The organism is Pandoraea communis, assembly GCF_902459745.1.
GTDB lineage: Bacteria > Pseudomonadota > Gammaproteobacteria > Burkholderiales > Burkholderiaceae > Pandoraea > Pandoraea communis.
The window spans coordinates 113312-130540 of sequence record NZ_CABPSJ010000004.1 but is presented as its reverse complement, the minus strand read 5'-3'; the positions used below and the strand labels follow the sequence as shown (position 1 = coordinate 130540).

Here is a 17229-nt window from a genome sequence, read left to right as displayed (position 1 = left end):
GCTACCCGCGACATCCGCTCCCGGCATGAGACACCTGCTCCCCAGATGGAACTCGATCTGTTCGGCAACCCCGCCGCCGAAGCCAATGGCGTGGCCACCGATGCCCCCGGCCCGTCCGCGGCATTAAGCCCATCGGTGGCAGACACGAACACGCTGCAAGCCGCCCCGCCTGGCAGCACCACCGGCCCGCGCCGGACACCCGCCAACGGCGAACGCGTGATCGTGCTCGACGGCCATGCGATCTATTACCGCTTCAAGCGCTCCTCGCGCCGGACCATCGGGTTCATGATCGACGAATCGGGGCTCGCCGTGACCGCCCCGCGCTGGGTCACGCTTGCCGATGTGGAAGCCGCCATCGTCGAGAAGAAGCGCTGGATCTTCAACAAGATCACCGAGTTTCGCGAGCGCGCTGCACGTCGTGTGGTGCCACGCGTGACCTGGATCGACGGCGCCACGCTGCCGTACCTCGGCCACACGCTGACCGTGCGGCTTGGCGAACGAGCGGGCGCCGCGCAATACGACATTCATACACACACGCTGTGGCTCGAACTGCCGCCACAGGCCGCGCCGGAACAAATGCGCGACCGCGTGCAGGGCTGGCTGCAACAGGAAGCGCGCAAGCTCTTCACGACACGGCTGGAAGTCTACGGCGAGCGGCTTGGTGTGCGCTATTCGGCGTTGGGGCTGTCGTCGGCATCGACTCGCTGGGGCAGTTGCAGTGCCGACGGGCGCATTCGCCTGAACTGGCGCCTGATCCATTTCCCGCTCGGCGTGATCGATTACGTGGTCGCGCACGAGTTGGCGCACTTGAAGGAAATGAACCACGGGCCTCGTTTCTGGCAGGCCGTGGCGTCGATCTTTCCGGAATTCGAGGCGGCGCGCGATACCCTCAAGTCGCACGCTCCCGAGTGGTTGCCGGAATTCTGAGCGAACACCGATTCTGATTATCAGAATTTCTCAACGCCACATGAACACGGCTCATTTTCATGGACGCGGGTACAATCGAGGTCTCGTTGTCCCCACACGTTAATCACACCATGCGAATGCTCCATACCATGCTGCGCGTCGGCGACCTGCAGCGCTCGATCGATTTCTACACACGCGTGCTCGGCATGCAACTGCTGCGTCAGAGCGAGAACCCTGAGTACAAGTATACGCTGGCGTTCGTCGGCTACGGCGCCGAGTCGGAGAACACCGTGCTCGAACTGACCTACAACTGGGGCGTGGAAAAGTACGAAATCGGCACCGCGTTCGGCCATCTGGCCGTCGAAGTCGATGACGCCTATCAAGCCTGCGACAAGATTCGCGCGGCCGGCGGGAAAATCAGCCGTGAAGCCGGGCCGGTCAAGGGCGGCACCACGATCATCGCCTTCGTGGAAGACCCGGATGGCTACAAGATCGAACTGATACAAAAAAAGCATTAACAGTTGGATTTAGAGCCCCTCGACGACGACCACATCTACCCCTTGTTCACGAATGGCTTGCAGGACTTCCTGATCGGCCAGTTCGTCGGTGACTAGACGATGAACCCGTGTCCAGCCACCAATCAGGAAGCTGGCGAACGCCTGAAATTTTGTGTGGTCGGCCAACACGGTCACCTGTCGGGCGGCATCCATGAATGCGCGGTTCATATTGGCGTCCTCCGAATCGCGCATGTAGATACCTTCAGTCGATATTGCATGCACACCAAGGAACGCCTCGCGCACCTGGAGGCGTGAAAAGCCCTCTACGCCAGGGTGCTCGATGGTGGCCTGCTTACGCTCGTCCAGCCGCCCGGCCAGGACGTACACGCTGGTCCGCACGCCCTGGCCCAAAGTGCTGGCCACAGTCAGACCGTTGGTGATGACGTGCAGGTCCTGGTGCCCGCGCAGCGCCTGCGCCAACGCCTGTGCGGTCGTGCCGGCGTTGATCAGAATGTTGTCGCCATCGCTGACGAACTGCGCGGCGCATTCGGCGATGGCGGCCTTTTCCTGTGACTGCTGATGGTTGCGCTCACCGTAGTTGTACATCTCGTAGCGCGCCGAGCCTTCGGCGAAAACCTCATGAGTCGCAATCGCACCGCCGTGGGTGCGCTCAAGCAGACCGCGCTCGCCCAACTCGATCAGGTCGCGTCGGATGGTGATGGGCGACGTGGCAAAGGCCTTGGCCAGATCTTTCACAGTGACAGATGCCGCCTCTTGCATGCGCGCCAGGATTCGTTGGTGTCGTTCAGCTTTGATCATTCGGCCCTCGCTCGGTGGGTGCTATTGTGATTCAAAAACCATGATCGATCAAATTAAGATCGAAAATGATCGTTGTCACATGAATTTCATGATCTATTCGTACATTTTCGATCATGAAATTCGAAATCACCTACAAGGCCGCCATTTTCGACCTGGATGGCACGCTGATTGACAGCTGGCCCAGCCTCGTTGCTACGCTGCATGCCCACCTACCCGGCCAAGCCCTCGACTTGCGACGGCTGAAGCAGGAACTAAGCGCGGGCATCGCCCCCATGTTCGCGCTGGCGATGGCACAAGCGGCGATCTCCACCGAGCAACAGGCGCGTGAACACGCGCAGCTGCTAGCCCGCTATCTGAACGACTTTTTGCTCGACGCGTCGCTGTACCCCGGCGTGCCGGAGCTGCTGACACAAGTGCAGGCGGCTGGCGCACGTATCGGCATCTGCACCAATCGCGATCGCGCCAGCGCCCTGCGGCTGCTACGGCACCACGGCCTGGACGCCGCCGTCGACGCGCTGATCTGTCTGGGAGACACAGCGCACCCCAAGCCCCACCCGCAACCGCTGCACGCCTGCCTGGCGCAACTCTCGACCTCACCAGGCGAGACACTGTTCGTGGGCGATTCGTGCATCGACGCACAATGCGCGCACGCGGCGGGCGTGCCCTTCGCCGCGCACCTGTGCGGCTATCACCGGCACCTGAACGAGTTGTCACCTGCGGCGCTGCGCTTCGAGTCCTTCACACAACTGGCCCGGCTGCTGGGCTGCTGACCGCCATGCCACACATCGACATCCAAGGCATCACCAAACGCTACGGCGACGCAACGGTTCTGGACGGGCTGGATCTGCATATCCGCAATGGCGAATTCCTGACGCTGCTGGGGGCTTCCGGGTGCGGCAAGTCCACGCTGCTGCGGCTTCTGGCCGGGCTGGATCTGCCCGACAGTGGCGACATCCGGCGCAACCATCAGAGCATCCTGGCGCAAACGCCATCCGAGCGCGACTGCGCGATGGTGTTCCAGTCGTACGCGTTGTATCCGCACATGACCGTGGGCGCCAACATCTGCACGCCGCTGTTGATGCGTCAGCTCTCGTTCTGGCAGCGGCTGCCGCTCGTACGGCACGCTAGCCCCGCCGTGCGCCGCACACATACGCAGGTGGAGCAAAGCGGACGCAAAGTGGCCCAGACCCTGGGCATCGACCACCTCTGGGAGCGCAAGCCCGCACAACTCTCGGGCGGTCAGCGCCAGCGCGTCGCGCTGGCGCGCGCGATGGTGCGCAGTCCTTCGCTGTTCCTGTTCGACGAACCGCTGTCCAACCTCGATGCCAACCTCCGCCAGTCGCTGCGCGGCGAAATCCGTGCGCTGCACCGCCAACTGGGTGTGACCTTCGTGTACGTCACGCACGACCAGCACGAGGCGATGTCCATGTCCGATCGCGTAGCGGTCATGAAGAACGGACGCATCCTGCAACTCGACACCCCGGAGGCGCTGTTCCAGCGCCCGGTCAGCAAGGAGGTGGCCCGTTTCGTCGGATCGCCACGGATCAATATCTTGTCGCTGAGATCGCTGCCGGAGGGTACCGCCCAAGCCACGCCCGCTCCGGCCGTGGAGGTGGGCGTGCGCCCGCACCAGTTCCTGTGGCACGCCGCCAGCGGGGCGTGGCCCGTGAAGGTACGCGTGCAATCGGTGGAGTACGCGGGCAGCGAGAAGGTCGTGGCCGCGCGCACGGCAAGCGAGGAAGAAATCACGGTGGTGGCTGACGCGATGCAGCCCGTGCGCGAGGGCGATGCGACGACGCTATATATTCCCCCGTCGCAGGCCGTTTTCTTCGACGCGCAAGGCCGCCGCGTGGAGGCATGAGCATGTCAGTGCCCCGCCTGCAAACCTCCCTGATGCTGCTGCCCAGTCTGGCGCTGACCGCCTTGCTACTGCTCGCCCCCATGGGCATCGTGGCCGTGATGTCGCTGACCGACTGGCAGTTCGGCGCCAGCCACTTCGACTGGATCGGCCTGCATAACTACCGTGAGCTGTGGGATGACCCGGGCTTTCGCAAGGCGTTCCGCAACACGGTCTACTACCTCGTCTGGGTATCGCTCGGCGCCATCGCCATCGGCCTGCTCAGCGCCTTGCTGATCGAAGCCCACACCAGCCTGCGCGGCTTCTACCGCACCGCCCTGTTCCTGCCCGTGGCTTCCACGCTGATCGGCATGGCCGTGGTCTGGCAGTTCATGCTGCACCCCACGCTAGGCCTGCTCAACCGATTGCTCGGCTTAGTAGGCCTCGGGCCGTACAACTGGCTGCGGGACTACGACCTGGCGCTGCCCACGCTGGCGGCGATCGGCATCTGGCAGATGTCGGGCCTGGCCATGGTGATGTTCCTTGCAGGCCTCAAGGCCATTCCGCCGGAGCTGCGCCACGCCGCCTTGCTCGACGGCATGTCGAATCCGGTGGACCGCCTGTTCCGGCTGCTGCTGCCGCTGCTCGGTCCAACGATGCTGTTCGTCGTCACGGTGTGCGCCATTCGCGCGCTGCAAGTGTTCGACACCGTGCACGTGCTCACACAGGGCGGCCCCAACAAGGCCACCGATGTGCTGCTGCACAGCATCTATGCCGAAGGCTTCGGCTTTTTCAGGATGGGCTACGCCTCCGCCATGACGGTGGTCTTCGTGGCCTGCATCTTCCTGCTCACCCTGGTGCAGCACAGGGGCATGGAAAAAAGGACCCACTACTGATGCGCTCCCCTCTCGCCCCCTCGCTGGCAGGCCGCTGCGTGCGTCATGCCTTGCTGATGACGCTGGCCCTGCTGTACCTGCTGCCCTTCGTGTGGATGGTGTCCATCTCGCTCAAGCCCGCCAGCGAGATTTTCGATGCCGGCTTGCGGCTATTGCCGCATGACTGGGCCGCCTGGGAGAACTACCGTGCCGCGCTCACCCGCGTGCCGCTGCTGCGCTACCTGTTCAACGGCGTGGTGGTGTGCCTTGGCATACTGGCCGCGCAAATCGTGCTGGCTTTCCCCGCCGCCTACTGCTTTGCCAAGCTGCGCTTTCGCGGCAGCCGCCTCGCCTGGGGGCTGGTGATGCTGTCGTTGATGGTGCCGTTCCAGGCAACGGCAATCCCGCTGTACGTCTTCCTGTACCACCTGGGGCTGCTGGACAGCCGCGCGGCACTGATCATTCCGTTCGTCGCATCAGCCTTCGGCATCTTCATGTTCCGTCAAGCCATCAAGGGTGTCCCCGACGACCTGATCCACGCCGCGCGGCTCGACGGCATGGGCGAGTTCGAGCTGGTGTGGCGCGTGGTCCTGCCCGCGTGCATGCCGTCGGTCGTGGCCTTCTCCATCTTTTCGGTCGTGTGGCACTGGAACGACTATTTCTGGCCGCTGCTGGTTATCAGTACCCAGGACCTGGCCACGCCGCCGCTGGGGGCCATGTTCTTCGCCAACGAGGATGCCGGCAGCGACTACGGCCCCCTGATGGCGGGCACCGTGATGATCACGATTCCGCTGGTTGTGTTTTTCCTGTTCGCGCAAAAGCGCTTTATCGAAGGCGTCACTTTTGCGGGCGTCAAAGCTTGAAGGAGTTGATGATGAAACTGAAATTCGCCGCCGCCATCCTCGGCGCGCTGTCCCTGCTGAGCGTGGCTCATGCCGCCAAGGTCGAGCTGATCGTGGACTATCCGTACCCGGAGCTGTTCAACGACACGCAGCATGCCATCGCCCGGAAGTTCTCCGAGAAGTTCCCCGACTACACGGTCAAGTTCCGCTCTCCCACGCCTGAATACGAAGTGGCTGCCCAGCAGGCGCTGCGCCACGCGGTCACCAAGCAGTTGGCGGATGTCTCGTTCCAGGGATTGAACCGGCAGCGCATCTTCGTGGATCGCGGCATCGCCGTCGATCTGACGCCCTTCATCCGGCAGGAGAAGCACTGGGAGCAAAGCGGCTACAGCGCCTCCCTGCTGGCACTCGGGCAGATCCAGGGTAAGCAGGCCGGCATCGGGTTCGCACTGTCCACGCCCATCGTCTACTACAACATGGACTTGCTGGGCAAAGCCGGGACGACCGCGGCGCAGTTGCCCAAGACCTGGGACGACATCCTGCGCGTGTCGGACGCATCGCGCAAAGCCACTGCCGGCACCAGCGGCCTGTACTTCGACTGGCGCATCTCCGGCAACTGGCTGTGGCAATCGCTGGTGTACTCGATGGGCGGCAAGATACTGGACGCGTCGGAAAAGAAGGTGGCGTTCGACGATGCCACCGGTCAGCGCGCGATGGCGCTGATGGGGCGCATGGCGCAGGGCGGCACCATGGACAACATCAGCTACAAGGAGGCTTCGCAGATGTTCGTCTCGGGCCGCCTGGCAGTGCTGGTCACGTCCACATCGCGCCTGAGTCAGATCGAAAAGCTGATCGGCAACCGCTTCAAGCTGGCGACCGGCCTGTTCCCTGTGCCCGCCCAGAACGGCCGCGTACCCGCAGGCGGCAACGTCGCCATGATGTTCACGCGTGATCCCGAACGCCAGAAAGCCGCGTGGGAGTTCATTAAATTCGCCACCGGGCCCGAAGGCGCCACCATCATGACGAAGAACACCGGCTACTTCCCCGCCAACACCCTGCCCATCAACGACCCGGCCCGCCTGAAGGGCTACTACGACCAGAACCCCAATCAGTACACCGCCGTCAGGCAGATTCCCTTGTTGACCGGCTGGTATGCCTTCCCGGGCGAAAACGGCCTGAAGATCACCGATGTGATCGACAACCACACGCAGACGGTGTTCGACCGCTCCGCCACGCCTGCGGACGCGCTCAAGGCCATGGCCGCCGACGTGCAAAAGCTCCTCGACTGATCCCGCCCGGAGAACCTGCCGACATGACCCGCTTCGACAAATACATCCACCTGACCGACACGCACCTCGTCAAGGACGCCGGCGCGCTGTACGGGCTTGATCCCAAGCTGCGCCTGCAGCAGGCCGTGGAGCACATCAACGTCCACCATGCCGATGCTCGTGCCGTCTTCATCACCGGGGATCTGACCCACTACGGGCACGACAACGCCTACGAGCATTTGCGCGAATGCCTCGCGGCGCTGCCCATGCCGGTCTACCCCATCCTCGGCAACCACGACAGCCGCACCAACTTCGTGCGCCACTTCCCGCACATCCCGCGCGATGCCAACGGGTTCGTGCAATACGCCGTCCCGCTGGAGCGGCACACCGCCCTCTTCCTGGACACTAACGAGCCGGGCGTGCACTGGGGCGTGTTTTGCGAGCAGCGCGCGCAGTGGCTCAGGGCCGCGCTGAAGGACGCGGACAAGCCCGTGCTGCTGTTCATGCACCACCCGTTCTTCCCGATCGGCATTACGAGCATGGACGACATCTCCCTGCGCGACACCGGTCCGTTCGAGGCCGCCATCGACGGCTTCGAGTCGCGTATCGCCCATTGCTTCTTCGGCCACATCCACCGCCCGATCTTCGGCACCTTCCGAGGCATGCCCTACTCCACGCTGCGCAGCACCAACCACCATGTCGCGCTGCAACTGCAAGCCCCATCGCTAAACATCGTGGGAAAGAACGAGAACCCGCAATACGGCGTGCTGCTGCTGCGCGAAGGGCAGGTACTGCTGCATCTGGAAGACTATCTGGACACTAGCCCGAACTACGTGCTGTGATTTTCGGCAAGCCTCGGCGGCGCCGCAGAGGGCGCCGCGTGGCGCCGTTTTCGGTCCAGCGAACCGGCGCGAGGCTGTCGAAACCTCAGAACTCCACCATCGCGAAATCTTCCTTACCGACGTCGCACAGCGGGCAGCGCCAGTCTTGCGGCACATCTTCCCAGCGGGTTCCCGGCGCGATGCCATCTTCGGGATAGCCCTGCGCTTCGTCGTAAATCCAGCCGCAGATCACGCAAACCCATTGCCGTGACGCCGTGACCCGCTCATCGCTCGACGCCGACACGACGTCATCGCCCCGGGGGCTCTCGGCCTGTCGGGCGGCCGCCGGATCTTGCAACGTGAATACCAGCGGCGATTCTGTGCCACAGGCGTCGCTCGTCGGACGGCTCAAATGCGATTGCAGGGCAGCAAGCAACGCTTGCGCTTCGTCGCGGCTGAGGTCGATCCAGTACGGATCGCCAGCCAGATCATTGAGTCGCGACGGGGAAAACTGAAGTTCGACGGCAGAGCCTTTCTTGTACATACGAGATGCGGCGATGAATGACGACAGGGCAAGCAGAGGCGGACGCAATCGTCCGCGCGGAGCATTGTATCGGCACGGCGACGCGCAATAAACCCTTAAAATGGGGAGACATTGTGCCGAACGACGAAACAATACCTATCGAATTACCCATGTTGCCCGCACCAGAATGCGGCGTGCAGCCGCGGTATCGGTGACAATGGGCGGCATTGCGTACTGCACGCACAATACATCGCTATCCTAAACAATTCCATGAAAACCACGGCACACCCGATCGATGCCACAGCGCTCGCCATCATGCTGGTCTTGTGTGCGATATGGGGTGGCCAGCAGGTTGCCGTCAAACTGGCCGCGCCTGTCGTGCCCGTCGTGCTGCAAGCGGGCTTGCGCTCCCTGATTGCGACAGTGCTCGTGGGCGGATGGATGCTGTGGCGCCGTCAGAAGCTGGTGACGGGCGACGGCACGTTGCCCGCAGGCATTCTCGCCGGTGTACTTTTTTCGCTGGAATTCCTTTGCATCTTCGTCGGCCTGACGCATACGACCGCCTCGCGCATGGCCGTCTTCGTCTACTCGGCCCCTTGCTTCACCGCCATCGGCTTGCACTGGACGGTGCCAAGCGAGCGTCTGCGGCCGATGCAATGGCTCGGCATGGCCGCCGCCTTCTGCGGCATCGTGGTGGCGTTCTCCGACGGCAGCGGCTCAGACCTTGCGACGACCTGGCCCGGCGACCTGCTCGGCATCGCGGCGGGGTTGCTCTGGGGATTGACGACGGTGGTCGTGCGGGCGTCGCGCCTGGCGACGGCAGCACCGTCGAAGACGCTGCTCTATCAGCTCGCCGTCTCGGCCGTGATGCTTTGCGCGCTGGCGCTGGCGACAGGGAACGTCCATATCGCCCCGATGACGACCACGGCGTGGGTCAGCCTCGCCTATCAGTCCGTCGGCGTGGCTTTTGCGAGCTATCTGATCTGGTTCTGGATGCTCACGCACTACAGCGCCGCCCGCCTCGCGTCGTTCTCGTTCCTGAGCCCGCTCTTCGGCGTGACGTTTGGCGTGCTGATTCTCGGCGAATCGGTCGGATGGCGCTTTGGGTGCGCCGTCGTCCTTGTATTCGCCGGGATCAGCCTTGTGAACCGGCGCCGCTGATCGCGCGCGAAAGGCTCACGTACTCATCGACCGGGACATCCTCGGCGCGGCGGGTGAGATCGAACCCGAGTGCGTCGAAATCGACCCGGTCGCGATAGCTGTGCAGCGTGTTGCGCAGCATCTTTCGGCGCTGTGAGAATGCCTGCGCGACGACCGCTTCGAACACGTCCAGATCGACCTGCGGCAGATCGGCCACCGCACGCGGGATCATCCGCACGACGGCCGAATCGACCTTCGGCGGCGGATTGAAGGCGTCTGGCGGCACGTCGAGCACCTTGTCCATCCAGTAGCGATACTGAAGCATGACGGAGAGCCGGCTGTAGTTGCTCGACCCGGCGGGCGCCACCATACGTTCGACCACTTCGTTCTGGAGCATGAAGTGCTGATCGCGCACGAGCGTTGCGTAACGCATCAGGTGAAAGAGCAACGGGCTCGAGATGTTGTACGGCAAGTTGCCGACAATGCGCAGCGGGGCTTCGTCACGGCGGTCTTCCGGGACGAGCGATCCGAAATCGAAATCGAGCGCGTCGCCCGCATGCACGCTCACGCGCTCACCGAACTTTCGCGAGAGACGGCCGACCAGATCGCGGTCGAGTTCGACGACGTGCAGATGCGTCAGCCACTCGGTAAGCGGCGTCGTCAGGGCGCCCAGCCCCGGTCCGATCTCGACCATCAAGTCGTCGGCGCGCGGGGAGATGGCACTCACGATCGCGTCGATCACGCCCATGTCGACGAGAAAATTCTGACCAAAACGTTTGCGCGCCACGTGGCCCTGTTGGACGCCCGTGCGCTTCGATGCGCTACTCATGTGAAATTCCTTATGAACGCGGTTGTGCGGCGTCCGGACCGCCGGTCGTGCCGGCCGTCGATGGTGCGTGTGTTGCGGCGTTGGCCGCCATGATAGCCGCCGTGCGCAAGGCTTCGAGCAAGCTACCGCTCTCGGCTTGCCCCGTGCCTGCGAGATCGAGCGCGGTACCGTGATCGACCGACGTGCGAATGATGGGCAGGCCAAGCGTGATGTTCACCCCCGCGCCGAAGCTCGCGTACTTGAGCACGGGCAACCCTTGATCGTGGTACATCGCAAGAACCGCGTCGGCCCCTTCCAGATGCCTCGGCTGGAACAGCGTGTCGGCAGGATACGGGCCACGGGCATCGATGCCGGCAGCGCGGGCATCGTCGAGCGCAGGGGTAATGACGTCGATCTCCTCGCGTCCAAGGTAGCCCGACTCACCTGCGTGCGGGTTAAGCCCGGTCACGAGAATGCGCGGACGCGTCAGACCGAAGTGACGCATCAGATCGTGATTGAGGATGACGAGTGTTTGCAACAGATCGTCGCGACGAATGGCACCGGGAACCTGCGCGAGCGGCAGGTGAGTCGTTGCCAGCGCCACACGCAACCCGCCGCCAGCGAGCATCATGACGACACGGGGCGTGCCGGTGCGCTCGGCGAGATACTCGGTGTGTCCGGTGAAGGCCACGCCGCAGTCGTTGATCGTGCTCTTTTGCAGGGGGGCCGTGACGATGGCATCGTAGGTGCCCGCTAAGGCGCCGTCGATGGCATCGTCGAGCAACGCCAGCACGTAGCGGCCGTTGGCGGCGTCGAGTTGCCCCGGCTGCGCCGCAACCGCAAGCGGATGATGCACGACACGGACTCGCGTGCTTGCCAACAACCCCTGCCACGCGTCGCCCAACCCTACGGCCTGTGCGCGCGCGGCGAGCAACGAGGCATCGCCGAGCACAGCGAACTGGCAACGGGAAAGCGTGGTATCGACGGCGGGGCCGGCAGTCTCTTGCGCGGTGGACAGGCACTTCACGAGCGCCTGCACCGTCAACTCCGGCCCGACGCCCGCCGGTTCACCCGTGGTGATGGCGAGGACGAAGGACCGGTCGGGAGTCATGCCTGAAAAGGGAGGGGGTTGGCGAAACGTCTCATGCAGCGCTTACTGCTGCGCGCTGCTCAGACGATAGTCGACGTAAGCGCTGTCGCGCAGTTGCTGCAACCAGTCGCGGTACTGCTGCTCTGCCTTGCGGCCACGCAGTTCCTGCATCGCGAGATTGCGCTCCTGATCGCCCGAGACTTGCGACTCGCGGTGTCCCAGCACCTGAATCAGGTGATAACCATACTCCGAGCGCACCGGGTCGCTGATCTGACCGTCCTTGAGTTCGGACATGGCTCGCTCGAACGCCGGCACCGTTTCGCCCGGCGAGATCCAGCCGAGATCGCCGCCCTGCGACGCCGAGCCGTCCACCGAGAACTGGCGCGCGAAGTCGGCGAAATCGCCCTTGCCCGATTCGACCTTCGCCTTGATGTCGAGCAGCTTCTGACGTGCCTGGGCTTCCGACACACCGTCGCCCACCCGGATCAGGATGTGACGCGCGTGGATCTGCGGTACGGTCATGCCCTGATCGCCACCCTGCTTGCGGGTCTCGACCAGTTTGATGACGTGGAAGCCGTTGTTGCTGCGGAGCACCTGCGGTACCACGGTGCCCGGCTGCAGCGTCTGAATCTGATTCAGGTACAGATCGGGAATACGCTCGGGAATGCGAAAGCCCATGTCGCCACCGTTGGCGGCGTCGGAGGCATCCGAATACTGCTTTGCCAACGCGGCGAAGTCACCCCCGGCCTTTGCCTTGTCCAGGGCCTCGTTGGCCTTTTTCTGTGCGGCGCTGACCTGATCGGGCGTTGCGCCGTCAGGCAGCTTCACGAGGATTTCGCTCAAACGGTATTCGGGTGCCGACGGGGTTGCCGCCGCGCCACGCTGCGCCGCGAGGAACGTGTTGATCTCCGAGTCGCTGACCTGCACCTGACTGTCGACTTCGCGATCGCGCAGACGCGCCAGAATGATCTGTTCGCGCACTTCCTTGCGAAACGCGTCCCAGGGCACACCGGCCTGCAACAGGCGCGCCTTGTACTGATCGACGCTCAGACGGTTGTCGGCGGCAATGCGTTGCAGTGCCTGCTCGACATCGGCGTCTTTCACCACGATGCCGTCATCCTTGGCACGCTGGAGCTGCACCTGCGTGATGATCATTTGCTCGAGCACCTGACGCTGCAGCATGTCGGCGTCCGGAATCGGACGCTTGGCAAGCGTGAGCTGGTGCTTGGCCTCCTCGATCCGCGTGTCGAGTTCCTTGCGCGTGATCACGCTGTCGTTGACCACGGCCACGATGGAATCGACCGCGCGTGCGGTCGACGCAGGCGCACCGGCGGCTTTGGCGCTGACCGGCGCCGGCTGAGCCACTGCCACCCCTGCCGCGAGACACAGGCCCGCCAGCAGCGAGGCACGCTTCACAAACATGTCATTCATAGTTGCTGAATCGAGAAGGAATCTGGTTCGTCGGCGGCGCCTGATAGCCCGGCACCCCGACCTTGAAGGCTTCTGTGGCACTGTTGCCGGACTTGGTCAAGCCCTTCAACTCCAACTGAGCGAAGATGCGCGAGGTCGTCGTAGTGGCATTGGTCGCGTACCGCTGGAGCCCCACCCGGAAGGCCCAGCAGTCGGCATCATACTCGAAACCCGCCAGGGCATCGATGAACGTCTTGTCGGTAATGCTGTAGTTCAAACGCCCGACAACCCCGAGACGCGGTGTGATCGGCCATTGACCGGAAAGTTCGACCTGGTTGATCGGCGTGATCGACAATGCGGTTTGTCCCACGACCGGCGCGGGATTGCGCAGGTAACGATAGTACAGGTTGAATACGCGGCGCTCGCCCGGACGCCATGTAATGCCCGCGTCCCCCCGGTTGAACTGCGACGTATTCGGGCTGTACTGCACGTTCGACGTGAACGTGATGTTGCTATACAGCAGCGCCGAACCACCGACCAGGAAGTCGGACACGCCGGCGTCTTCCGGCTTGCCGCCCGGCATCGTCACCAGAGATTGCTGAATGTTGTAACGCTGCGCGTACCAGACACGGCCACGCTCCACGCCCGACTCCGCATCAATCAGGCGCGACGTCAGCGCCATCGTGACGCGATTGGCATCCTGAATCCGATCGACGCCGATGAACGAGTTCTCGCTGAAAATTTCGGCGAGGTTGAAGTCAGAAACCGCACCGTCGAAGATCGGGATCGAACTCTGATTGCGATACGGCGTATACACGTAGAACAGGCGGGGCTCCAACGTTTGCCGCATCGCCGTACCGAATAGGTTCACCGGGCGCTCGAACGTCAACCCGGTATCGAAGCTGAACGTCGGTACGGTACGCGTAATCGACGATTGCATCATCGATCCGTTCGGGTAATTGACGTTGTACGAAGCCGCATTGAAGATGACCTTCGGTACGACGAAGTAGCCTGGCGTCAGAATCGGGTAGCTCAACGTCGGCTGCGCATAGAGCCGCTCGCCATTCGGCTGGCCCGTCGACGATGCGATCTGGAACCGGTTGTACCGGATCGGCATCGTGAAATCGAAACCGTGGAAATCGAGCTTGTTGTATGTCGCCGACAGCTCCGGCACCGACTCGTACTGCGGCGCACTTGGTGCGAGCGTCTGATATTTCAGCACCCGTGCGAGGAACGACCAGTTGCCGTAGCCCCACGTTAACCCAGCTTCGCGGTTGTAGACGCGTTGTACCCCCGTCTGGAAGTTGGTGCCAGCACCAAAGTCGTCCGGATAGGTGTCGTCCGATACCTTCGAAAAGTTGACATAGCCGTTCACGCCGTAGCCGAGCGACTGACTATGCTGCCACGTGAACGTGTAACGGGCGTCGCCCGTCACGCGATCCTTCGGCAGATACTCAAGGTGGAACAACCCTGCGTAAGTCGGCTCAAGATAGCGGAGGTCACCAATGAGCATCACACCCCGCTTGGTCATGAAGCGGGGCGTGATCGTCAGGTCACGATTCGGCGCGATGTTGAAGTAGTACGGCGTGGACAGCTCGAAGCCCGTACGGGTCGACTGCGTGAACGTCGGCGCCAGGAAGCCTGAGCGGCGTTCGTTCGACGTCGGGAACGACAGGTACGGGCTGGCGAAAATCGGCACGCCTTGAAAGAACAGAATGCCGTTATACGCCGTGCCTTCCTGTTGCTCCTGATCGAACTCGAACTCGGACGCCTTGATGTACCAGGCCGGTGTCTGGCCTTCGTCCGTACATGCGCAAGCCGAATAGGTGCCTCGCTGCAACGTCACGAGGTTGTTCGCCTCGATGTCCGCCCGCTCCGACTTGCCGCCACCACCCGATACCAGCCGGTAAGTCGGCGTCAGCATGTAGCCGTCGCCCGCGCCGGTATACATATGGGCCTCGGGGCCCACGAACAGATTCCCGCCCTGAGAAAGACGCGCATTGCCGCGCGCCACGACTTCATCCGAGTCCTGGTCGTACGTCAGGCGGTCGCCCTTCACGAACTGGCGGTATTTGCGCGCCTCAGCGTCGTCATCGACCGTCGCATCCACGTTGGTCCGGCCAGTCAGGTGCATGCCGCGCACGTACATCGGCACATCTTCACCAGCACCCAACGGGTTGTCGACAAGTGCCGGCACCGTGCGCAGCACGAGACCGTCGCTCCTGGCGATATCGGGCGGGGGGGCTTCCTGTGCGCCGGCAAGCGAACACCACACTCCGGGAAGGGAGAGCAGGAGTGCCAGCGGCTTACGCCGCGTACGCATCAGGCGACGCAGCGAAGAATCATCATTCGTATGGACTTGTTTATCCGGCATGTACGCAAACAGCGTGACAATCGTGGCGCCGCTTGCGGGCAGCCAATCCCGGATGTCTGCACGGCTTGGCCGGGACATTCGGGACGGTCGATCGAGGTCGAGAATCAGGGCGTCGGGAAAACATGATCGGGTATTATATGGCAAGACGTTTACCGCCCCCATCATGACCGCACACCCCATTGCCGCCGCGAGTGTTTCCAACGCTTCCCACTCGCTCTCCGACGCCGCCGATCCCCGCCTGAAAGCCCTGAGCAACTGGCTCGCCAGCGTGGCCGAACCGTTTGCGCTCGACATGACACAGTGGGCACCGGCGTCGGCAGACGCCAGCTTCCGGCGTTACTTTCGCATCGGCAGTCACGATCCGGCCCATCCGAGCCTGATCGTGATGGACGCGCCACCGCCCCAGGAGGATTGCCGCCCGTTCGTTCACGTCGCCCAATTGCTCGACGAAGCGGGCTTGCAAGCGCCGAAGGTGCTGGCCGAGGATCTCGCGCAGGGTTTCCTTCTGCTGACGGATCTCGGACGCGAGACGTATCTCGACGTGATCAACGAGGAGAACGCGCGCACGCTCATGCGCGCCGCCCTCGACGCCTTGATCGTCTGGCAGAAAAGCTCGCGGCCGAATGTGTTGCCTCCCTACGATACGGCGCTGCTCCGGCGTGAACTCGACCTGTTCCCGGATTGGTATGTCGGCAGGCATCTGAAGGTGGAATTAGGCGCGGATCAACGGGCCACGCTCGATCGCATCAATCAGTTGCTCATCGACAATGCCCTCGCGCAACCCAAGGTGTTCGTGCACCGCGACTACATGCCCCGCAATCTGATGCCAGGCCTGCCGGGCACCACGGGGCCGGGCATTCTCGACTTTCAGGATGCCGTCTACGGCCCGCTCACCTACGACGTCATCTCGCTCATGCGCGACGCGTTTCGCAGTTGGGATGAAGAGCGCCAGCTCGACTGGCTGGCCTATTACTGGGAACGCGCCCGCAAGGCCGGCCTGCCGGTCGACCCGGACTTCGGCGAGTTCTACCGGCAGGCAGAATGGATGGGCCTGCAACGCCACCTGAAGGTGCTCGGCATTTTTGCGCGCATCAACTATCGGGACGGCAAGCCGCGCTATCTGGCCGATACCCCGCGTTTCATCGAGTACGCGCGCAAGGTTGCCGATCGTTACGCGCCGTTGCGCCCGCTGGCCAAGCTGCTCGACGAGTTGACCGGCCAGCAGGTCGACGTCGGCTACACGTTCTGAGGCGCGCCGCATGACAGCAATGAAAGCGATGATCTTCGCTGCCGGACGCGGCGAACGCATGCGCCCGCTCACCGACGTCACGCCCAAGCCGCTGCTGAGCGTTGGCGGCAAACCGATCATCGTGTGGCAGATCGAAGCGCTCGCGCGCGCGGGCTTCGCGGACATCGTCATCAATCACGCCTGGCTGGGTGCGCAGATCGAAGCCGCGCTTGGCGACGGCGGCGCGTTCGGCGTGCGGCTCGCTTACTCGGCCGAGGCCGAGGCGCTCGAGACCGCCGGCGGGATTGCGAAGGCGCGTGCGTTGCTCGAAGGGGCCGGCAACATATTTCTGGCAATTTCGGGCGATGTGTTCACGGCGTTCGATTACGCATCGTTGCGTCCGCAGGCTGCGCGTATGGCCGCACAGTCCGCGCCTGGAATGCATCTGGTGATGGTGCCGAACCCGCCGTTTCATCCGGCAGGAGACTTCGCGCTCGACGCGACAGGGCGTCTGTATCTGCCCGAGACCGCGCCGGCCGCATCCAGCCCGCTGACGTTCGGCAATATTGCGCTGTACGACCTGCGCCTGTTCGACGGCATCGCCCCCGGCACGCGCATGGCGCTCACGCCGCTGTATCAGCGCTCGATTGCCGCCGCCCAGGCAAGCGGCGAGCGCTTCGATGGCATCTGGGAAAACGTTGGCACCCCGGCACAGCTCGCCGAACTGGATGCCGACGTGCGCGCCCGGCAAGACCTCGCCCCCGGCAGTAGAATCGCCTGAATACATCCGA

17 protein-coding genes are annotated in these 17229 nt (G+C 63.4%); 11 read left to right on the top strand and 6 right to left on the bottom strand.

The window, feature by feature from the left end; genetic code table 11:
* Positions 1-45 precede the first annotated feature (45 nt).
* Both PCO31110_RS15250 and gloA read left to right on the top strand, forming a co-directional pair.
* Positions 46-927 (top strand): M48 family metallopeptidase, encoded by an 882-nt coding sequence (locus tag PCO31110_RS15250; protein ID WP_010804013.1) that lies wholly within the window; start codon positions 46-48, stop codon positions 925-927.
* 110 nt (positions 928-1037) lie between these two features.
* Positions 1038-1424, top strand: coding sequence for a lactoylglutathione lyase (gene gloA, locus PCO31110_RS15245; protein ID WP_150585663.1), 387 nt, complete (start codon positions 1038-1040; stop codon positions 1422-1424).
* Between the two features lie 9 nt (positions 1425-1433).
* Here gloA and PCO31110_RS15240 read toward each other — a convergent pair whose 3' ends face one another.
* Positions 1434-2222 (bottom strand): DeoR/GlpR family DNA-binding transcription regulator, encoded by a 789-nt coding sequence (locus tag PCO31110_RS15240; RefSeq protein ID WP_150690797.1) that lies wholly within the window; start codon positions 2220-2222, stop codon positions 1434-1436.
* A gap of 113 nt (positions 2223-2335) precedes the next feature.
* On the opposite strand from PCO31110_RS15240, the gene PCO31110_RS15235 reads away from it, so the two are divergent.
* From PCO31110_RS15235 to PCO31110_RS15210, 6 genes are read left to right on the top strand one after another with little or no spacing between them, the layout of a single operon-like run.
* On the top strand, positions 2336-2992 hold the full coding sequence (locus PCO31110_RS15235) for an HAD family hydrolase (protein WP_150690796.1): 657 nt from the start codon (positions 2336-2338) through the stop codon (positions 2990-2992).
* Positions 2993-2997: 5 nt separating this feature from the next.
* Positions 2998-4083 carry an ABC transporter ATP-binding protein gene (locus PCO31110_RS15230; protein ID WP_010804009.1) on the top strand — a complete coding sequence of 362 codons (1086 nt, stop codon included), beginning with the start codon at positions 2998-3000 and terminating at the stop codon, positions 4081-4083.
* Positions 4084-4085: 2 nt separating this feature from the next.
* Positions 4086-4955, top strand: coding sequence for a carbohydrate ABC transporter permease (locus PCO31110_RS15225; protein WP_150690795.1), 870 nt, complete (start codon positions 4086-4088; stop codon positions 4953-4955).
* Positions 4955-5797 (top strand): carbohydrate ABC transporter permease, encoded by an 843-nt coding sequence (locus PCO31110_RS15220; RefSeq protein WP_010804007.1) that lies wholly within the window; start codon positions 4955-4957, stop codon positions 5795-5797. Before PCO31110_RS15225 ends, PCO31110_RS15220 begins: the two co-directional genes overlap by 1 nt.
* Before the next feature lie 8 nt (positions 5798-5805).
* Positions 5806-7065 carry an ABC transporter substrate-binding protein gene (locus PCO31110_RS15215; protein WP_036664516.1) on the top strand — a complete coding sequence of 420 codons (1260 nt, stop codon included), beginning with the start codon at positions 5806-5808 and terminating at the stop codon, positions 7063-7065.
* A gap of 23 nt (positions 7066-7088) precedes the next feature.
* Complete coding sequence (locus PCO31110_RS15210; protein WP_010804005.1) at positions 7089-7886, top strand: phosphodiesterase; 798 nt, start codon at positions 7089-7091, stop codon at positions 7884-7886.
* An 85-nt stretch (positions 7887-7971) separates the two neighbouring features.
* Here PCO31110_RS15210 and PCO31110_RS15205 read toward each other — a convergent pair whose 3' ends face one another.
* Positions 7972-8409: a rubredoxin gene (locus tag PCO31110_RS15205; RefSeq protein WP_150690794.1), complete on the bottom strand. Its 438-nt coding sequence runs from the start codon at positions 8407-8409 to the stop codon at positions 7972-7974.
* A gap of 249 nt (positions 8410-8658) precedes the next feature.
* Here PCO31110_RS15205 and PCO31110_RS15200 point away from each other — a divergent pair, with 249 nt between their 5' ends.
* Positions 8659-9549, top strand: coding sequence for a DMT family transporter (locus PCO31110_RS15200; RefSeq protein WP_010804003.1), 891 nt, complete (start codon positions 8659-8661; stop codon positions 9547-9549).
* Here PCO31110_RS15200 and rsmA read toward each other — a convergent pair.
* The 4 genes from rsmA to PCO31110_RS15180 are packed head-to-tail and all read right to left on the bottom strand — an operon-like array spanning position 9524 to position 15159.
* Entirely contained in the window at positions 9524-10357 is an 834-nt protein-coding gene (gene rsmA, locus PCO31110_RS15195) for a 16S rRNA (adenine(1518)-N(6)/adenine(1519)-N(6))-dimethyltransferase RsmA (RefSeq protein WP_010804002.1), read from the bottom strand. The two genes, PCO31110_RS15200 and rsmA, sit on opposite strands and share 26 nt — an antisense overlap.
* A gap of 10 nt (positions 10358-10367) precedes the next feature.
* Positions 10368-11447 carry a 4-hydroxythreonine-4-phosphate dehydrogenase PdxA gene (gene pdxA / locus PCO31110_RS15190; RefSeq protein ID WP_150690793.1) on the bottom strand — a complete coding sequence of 360 codons (1080 nt, stop codon included), beginning with the start codon at positions 11445-11447 and terminating at the stop codon, positions 10368-10370.
* A gap of 42 nt (positions 11448-11489) precedes the next feature.
* Positions 11490-12857: a peptidylprolyl isomerase gene (locus PCO31110_RS15185; RefSeq protein WP_150690792.1), complete on the bottom strand. Its 1368-nt coding sequence runs from the start codon at positions 12855-12857 to the stop codon at positions 11490-11492.
* Positions 12850-15159, bottom strand: a complete 2310-nt coding sequence (locus tag PCO31110_RS15180) for an LPS-assembly protein LptD (protein ID WP_168162954.1) — start codon at positions 15157-15159, stop codon at positions 12850-12852. The genes PCO31110_RS15185 and PCO31110_RS15180 overlap by 8 nt, the downstream gene beginning before the upstream one ends.
* Before the next feature lie 214 nt (positions 15160-15373).
* Between PCO31110_RS15180 and PCO31110_RS15175 the strand changes: the two genes are divergently transcribed.
* Positions 15374-16459: an aminoglycoside phosphotransferase family protein gene (locus PCO31110_RS15175; RefSeq protein WP_150690791.1), complete on the top strand. Its 1086-nt coding sequence runs from the start codon at positions 15374-15376 to the stop codon at positions 16457-16459.
* Between the two features lie 19 nt (positions 16460-16478).
* Positions 16479-17219: an N-acetylmuramate alpha-1-phosphate uridylyltransferase MurU gene (gene murU / locus PCO31110_RS15170; protein ID WP_150691034.1), complete on the top strand. Its 741-nt coding sequence runs from the start codon at positions 16479-16481 to the stop codon at positions 17217-17219.
* Positions 17220-17229: the final 10 nt, after the last annotated feature.

What these genes read in the sequence shown, in the direction of transcription:
- PCO31110_RS15220 (WP_010804007.1), top strand. Translation starts at nt 4,955, where the DNA reads ATGCGCTCCCCTCTCGCCCCCTCGCTGGCAGGCCGCTGCGTGCGTCAT.
- PCO31110_RS15230 (WP_010804009.1), top strand. Translation starts at nt 2,998, where the DNA reads ATGCCACACATCGACATCCAAGGCATCACCAAACGCTACGGCGACGCA.
- gloA (WP_150585663.1), top strand. Translation starts at nt 1,038, where the DNA reads ATGCGAATGCTCCATACCATGCTGCGCGTCGGCGACCTGCAGCGCTCG.
- PCO31110_RS15175 (WP_150690791.1), top strand. Translation starts at nt 15,374, where the DNA reads ATGACCGCACACCCCATTGCCGCCGCGAGTGTTTCCAACGCTTCCCAC.
- rsmA (WP_010804002.1), bottom strand. Translation starts at nt 10,357, where the DNA reads ATGAGTAGCGCATCGAAGCGCACGGGCGTCCAACAGGGCCACGTGGCG.
- murU (WP_150691034.1), top strand. Translation starts at nt 16,479, where the DNA reads ATGAAAGCGATGATCTTCGCTGCCGGACGCGGCGAACGCATGCGCCCG.
- PCO31110_RS15250 (WP_010804013.1), top strand. Translation starts at nt 46, where the DNA reads ATGGAACTCGATCTGTTCGGCAACCCCGCCGCCGAAGCCAATGGCGTG.
- PCO31110_RS15225 (WP_150690795.1), top strand. Translation starts at nt 4,086, where the DNA reads ATGTCAGTGCCCCGCCTGCAAACCTCCCTGATGCTGCTGCCCAGTCTG.
- PCO31110_RS15180 (WP_168162954.1), bottom strand. Translation starts at nt 15,159, where the DNA reads ATGCGTACGCGGCGTAAGCCGCTGGCACTCCTGCTCTCCCTTCCCGGA.
- PCO31110_RS15200 (WP_010804003.1), top strand. Translation starts at nt 8,659, where the DNA reads ATGAAAACCACGGCACACCCGATCGATGCCACAGCGCTCGCCATCATG.
- PCO31110_RS15210 (WP_010804005.1), top strand. Translation starts at nt 7,089, where the DNA reads ATGACCCGCTTCGACAAATACATCCACCTGACCGACACGCACCTCGTC.
- PCO31110_RS15235 (WP_150690796.1), top strand. Translation starts at nt 2,336, where the DNA reads ATGAAATTCGAAATCACCTACAAGGCCGCCATTTTCGACCTGGATGGC.
- PCO31110_RS15215 (WP_036664516.1), top strand. Translation starts at nt 5,806, where the DNA reads ATGATGAAACTGAAATTCGCCGCCGCCATCCTCGGCGCGCTGTCCCTG.
- PCO31110_RS15185 (WP_150690792.1), bottom strand. Translation starts at nt 12,857, where the DNA reads ATGAATGACATGTTTGTGAAGCGTGCCTCGCTGCTGGCGGGCCTGTGT.
- PCO31110_RS15240 (WP_150690797.1), bottom strand. Translation starts at nt 2,222, where the DNA reads ATGATCAAAGCTGAACGACACCAACGAATCCTGGCGCGCATGCAAGAG.
- PCO31110_RS15205 (WP_150690794.1), bottom strand. Translation starts at nt 8,409, where the DNA reads ATGTACAAGAAAGGCTCTGCCGTCGAACTTCAGTTTTCCCCGTCGCGA.
- pdxA (WP_150690793.1), bottom strand. Translation starts at nt 11,447, where the DNA reads ATGACTCCCGACCGGTCCTTCGTCCTCGCCATCACCACGGGTGAACCG.